Source organism: Bradyrhizobium sp., assembly GCF_019244115.1.
GTDB lineage: Bacteria > Pseudomonadota > Alphaproteobacteria > Rhizobiales > Xanthobacteraceae > Bradyrhizobium.
In genome coordinates this window covers 1-4,113 of the sequence record NZ_JAFATE010000340.1, presented here as the reverse complement: position 1 = coordinate 4,113, position 4,113 = coordinate 1, and the positions used below count along the sequence as shown (strand labels likewise).

The 4,113-nt window shown below is 61.0% G+C and carries 4 protein-coding genes and 2 pseudogenes; all 6 read left to right on the top strand.

Annotation, left to right across the window (positions count from 1 at the left end; all coding sequences use genetic code 11):
* Positions 1–503 precede the first annotated feature (503 nt).
* Positions 504–731, top strand: a complete 228-nt coding sequence (locus JOZ76_RS15050) for a hypothetical protein (RefSeq protein ID WP_291699412.1) — start codon at positions 504–506, stop codon at positions 729–731.
* Between the two features lie 290 nt (positions 732–1,021).
* Positions 1,022–1,231 carry a hypothetical protein gene (locus JOZ76_RS15045; RefSeq protein WP_291699411.1) on the top strand — a complete coding sequence of 70 codons (210 nt, stop codon included), beginning with the start codon at positions 1,022–1,024 and terminating at the stop codon, positions 1,229–1,231.
* A gap of 260 nt (positions 1,232–1,491) precedes the next feature.
* Entirely contained in the window at positions 1,492–2,109 is a 618-nt protein-coding gene (locus JOZ76_RS15040) for a class I SAM-dependent methyltransferase (RefSeq protein WP_291699410.1), read from the top strand.
* Positions 2,110–2,289: 180 nt separating this feature from the next.
* Positions 2,290–3,216 (top strand): tyrosine-type recombinase/integrase, encoded by a 927-nt coding sequence (locus JOZ76_RS15035; RefSeq protein WP_291699409.1) that lies wholly within the window; start codon positions 2,290–2,292, stop codon positions 3,214–3,216.
* A gap of 11 nt (positions 3,217–3,227) precedes the next feature.
* Positions 3,228–3,431: pseudogene (locus JOZ76_RS15030) on the top strand (transposase zinc-binding domain-containing protein); the annotation flags it as partial.
* A gap of 146 nt (positions 3,432–3,577) precedes the next feature.
* Positions 3,578–4,113: pseudogene (locus JOZ76_RS15025) on the top strand (hypothetical protein); the annotation flags it as partial.

Sequence of the window (4,113 nt, the reverse complement as noted above, 5' to 3'; positions counted from 1 at the left end):
ATCCGGCGGAAGCGCGGGCGCCGCCGATATCTCCCAATTGGCGCTCTCGATAAGTAGTGTCGATGGATACAACCGGATGCAGTCAGACACCATTGGGCGTTTCAGCGTTCCGCTCGCATTCGCCGAGCTTCTCCCACAATCGGCTCGCTAGTCGTGCGGTGGGCGGCGCATACAATGCCATTTGAGCCGACGGCAAATCACTGCTCCTCCGCGGGCCTCTGTCTAGCCTCTCGCGAAAAAAATCTCTTGATAATTTCCGAACAACAGAAACATGGTTCGGCCATCCCGCCTCGATGGAGAGGGCGTTGTGGCCAATCGTCACCGAACGTGAGGCGGGGGATGCGATGGACGCGGAGATCACGTCAGCGGGCTTTGGCGGACGGCGAAGTCGTGTGGTCCTGGCCTGCCGACGCTGAGGCCAAGTCGGCGAGGTCTCTCGCCGATGACGGGAGCAAGAAAGCCCGGCTCCCGGGGAGAAAACCATCGCGCAGGGATGCCAAGGGATGTTCGGCCAAACCTGTGGTAACTGCCGCGAGCTTTTATGCCGCCAAAACCGGACGGTCTCGGCAAGTTTCAGCGCGTCCGCGTTGGGCACGGACCCGGACTTGCAGGGCTGTCCTTGCTATAGTCCGGTCATCATCCGGGACCTGACGCTCGGTCCGACCACGCCGATCGGCTGCATTGGGCTAAAACTCGAAGAACTCAACGTGAGCAAATCTGGTCCGCTGTGACCCCGGTTAGCGGACGTCAACCAGACGTGCACACCTTTGTCTCGTAGATTGTTCCGTTCTCTTGACACACTGTAGAAATAGCGGTGCGCCGATCGCATGTAAAATGAGACGAAGCTCAAAATTGAACCATTATGACCCGCCGACGATCGAGTCGATGTCCCTCCTTCTTCATCGTCAGCCATGTCGTGATGATCATTGCTTTCTATCAAGAACGGCTCTGAGCTCCAATACATGCTTCCGGAAGAGGACCGTTCTTCGTTATCGTCGCCCAAAAGCACATAGGAGTGGCCATGTCGACCCAACTCAAGTTATTCTCCGCACGCGAACCGGAAAGCTTTGCTAACCTTGAAAAAGAAGTAAACGACTGGCTCGCGGCCAAAGGCGACAGCATCCAGCCCGTAAACAGTCAGACTGCGACTTGCGCTATCAAGACAGGCAGTGACGACCACCAGGCAGTCATTATCGCGCTTTGGTACCTCGATCCGCCGAAAAAAATCTAGTTCGTCGCCAGCGATGTCCGTTCTGGTGCCGCTCTCATGGGCACAGCGGGCATCAAGACGTGCCCGATTCATGAGTACGTTCCCTAGGGCGTGTACTCATAAACCCGCGCCGCAGTTAGGACTCGGATGAGGTCCGCTGTGCTCCTGATAGCGGCGCAAAAGCCGACCTCATCAGAGGTCCGAGTGGGGCCAATGGCGGACTCACCTACCCGTTGCGAAACTCTTGATTTTTCCGTCCTTGTCGAGCAAGCATCCGACCAATGAAAAACGACGACATGAAGACAATAGTCGCAGATGGATATGACCGAATTGCCGACGACTATCTTGGGCGCTTTGGTCAATCGTCTGTGAGAGATGCCAAGCTCGCAGAGGTACTGGAGAAGCTCCCAGCAAGCGCGATGGTGCTTGATCTTGGGTGCGGCGCGGGCGAGCCGGCTGCGCGGGAACTTGTTGCCCATGATTTCCAGGTGACCGGCGTGGACGCATCGCTCGGGCAGATCATGCGCGCGCGGCAGAATGTTCCGAAGGCAAACTTCGTTCATGCGGATATGACGGCCGTCCAGTTCCCCGCAGAGGGGTTTGACGCCGTGACTGCTTTCTATTCGATCACCCATGTTCCTCGGAACGAGCATGAAGCACTTATTCGACGCATCGCGACATGGCTTCGGCCGAATGGCGTCCTCGTAGCAAGTTTTGGATCGTCGGAGGGCGATTGGTTGGGACAGTGGCTTGGCACTCCCATGTTCTTTAGCCATCTTGACCCAGACGAGACAAAGCGGCTCGTCAACGACGCTGGCTTTCGCTTGGAGCAAGCAGAGTTGCTCAAGCAGGACAACGAAGACGCGACGTTCCTTTGGATTGCGGCCCGAAAGTCTTAATTCATCAACTCGCGCGGAATGACCGCTTCGGGTCAACGCACAAAGTCGCTGCGCTCCAGCCCGCTGCGCGGGAGCAAGAGCCGATAGATCGGTAGTCGGTCGACAGGATCCCAATAGCCGTTGGAGAGCCCCGTCCTGAGAATCGAGGTGTCGTCAACCTCACCCAGGATGGAGCTCTCCATGAGCGAGACTAACACCGTCAGTCCGCTGCGTCAGCGTATGATAGAAGATATGACTGCGCGCAAGCTCAACCCGCACACGCAGCGCAGTCACATCCAAAGCTGCAAGCGGTTCGCCGCCTGGCTCAAACGCTCGCCCGATACGGCAACTCCCGATGAGGTGCGGCATTTCCAGCTGCACCTCGTCGAGAGCGGTGCCAGCATCTGCAACCGCAATCGGATCATGACCGGGGTGCGGTTCCTGTTCCGTGTCACTCTGCGTCGCCACGATCTGGCAGCCGAGGTCTGGCACATCAAGGAGCCGCAGAAGCTGCCGCCGGTGCTGAGCCCCGAGGAGGTCAAACGTGTCCTGACCATGGCGACGAGCCTCAAGGCGCAGGCGATGCTGACGCTCGCCTATGGCTGCGGGCTGCGTGCCGGCGAGGTGGTGCGGCTGCGAGCGGGCGACATCGACAGCGCGCAGATGATCATCCGCATCGTGCAGTCGAAGGGACGCAAGGACCGCAACGTGATGCTGCCGGCGGAAGTCCTCGACCTGTTGCGGCAATGGTGGAAGGTGCGGCCGACCAGGCATGATGCCGGCGTCGCGCCGGAACACCGCTGGCTGTTTCCCGGTCGCAGCCGACACCGGCCGCTGACCACGCGTCAGTTCAGCCGGCTGTTCAAGGAGGCGGCCAAAGACGGGGGATTGCGCAAGGCGCTCTCTCTCCACACGCTCCGTCATAGCTTCGCGACCCATTTGCTCGAGCGCGGCACCGACATTCGCCTGATTCAGGCATTGCTCGGTCACGACAAGCTCGAGACGACGGCCCGCTACACCCGCGTGGCGACAGGAATGATCGCCAGGATCGAGAGCCCGCTCGATGGTCTGAGCGCACCGCGCCGCAGGCGAGCGAAGCGGAACACCGCGGAGCCGCCGGCGCCCTAGCGCCGCCGGCCATGGCACGACCAGCTCTGGAGGTCGCGGACATTCTCCGCGATCACGGCCCTGCGTGGCACGAAGCCAACCGCTCCCATGTGAGCCTCGATCAGTTGAAGGTGATGAGTGCCATCGAGCGCTGCCGCACGGCGGCGCTCGGCGGCCATGTCGCACGCTGCGAGAACGTAGCATGCGGCCATACGGAGATCGCCTACAACTCCTGCCTTATGGGCAAAGCCAGTAATGGGGAGCTGGCAATCGCGATCACCGTATTTTCCTGTGTATTGCTGCTCTCGAGCTATCCATTACAAGTCGCCCGTGCGGCCCCGTCGGGTCGGCCACTGATGGCCGGTTACATACGGGGACGGACATGTTGGAGACGTACTTCTCGGCAGCGAAGATGCTGGGGCATCTGCGCAGCGGCCCGAGCGGGCCTTACCTTGACGGGTTTGCAGCGGCACTGGAGCAGCAGGGCTATGGCCCCGAGACAGCGGTACGCTATTTGCGAGCGGCGGCTCACATCGGCCATGTTATGGCCGAGCAAGGCGCGGGCCTGAGGGACGTTGATCTCGCCGCGTTCGGCGAGCACCTGCGCACCTGCCGGTGTCCATGCGCCAAAGGCGGCCGGCGCAACCACCACACCATCTACGGTGCCAGGCTCTTTCGTCGGCACCTCGTCGAGCTCGGCGTTTGCCGGTCCGCGGCCGTGGGGGCAGCATCCGCCGAGCCGCAGCTGGTCGCCGACTTCAAGACGTGGCTGCGCAAGCATCGCGGCGCATCCGATCCCACCGTCAGGCTCTACGCCCGCGACGCCGCGGGCCTGATGATGGAGCTTCGATCTGACCCGGCCGGCTGGAGGCCGAACGATGTCCGCAGCTACTTCCTGGAGCGCGCGAGCAATAGCGG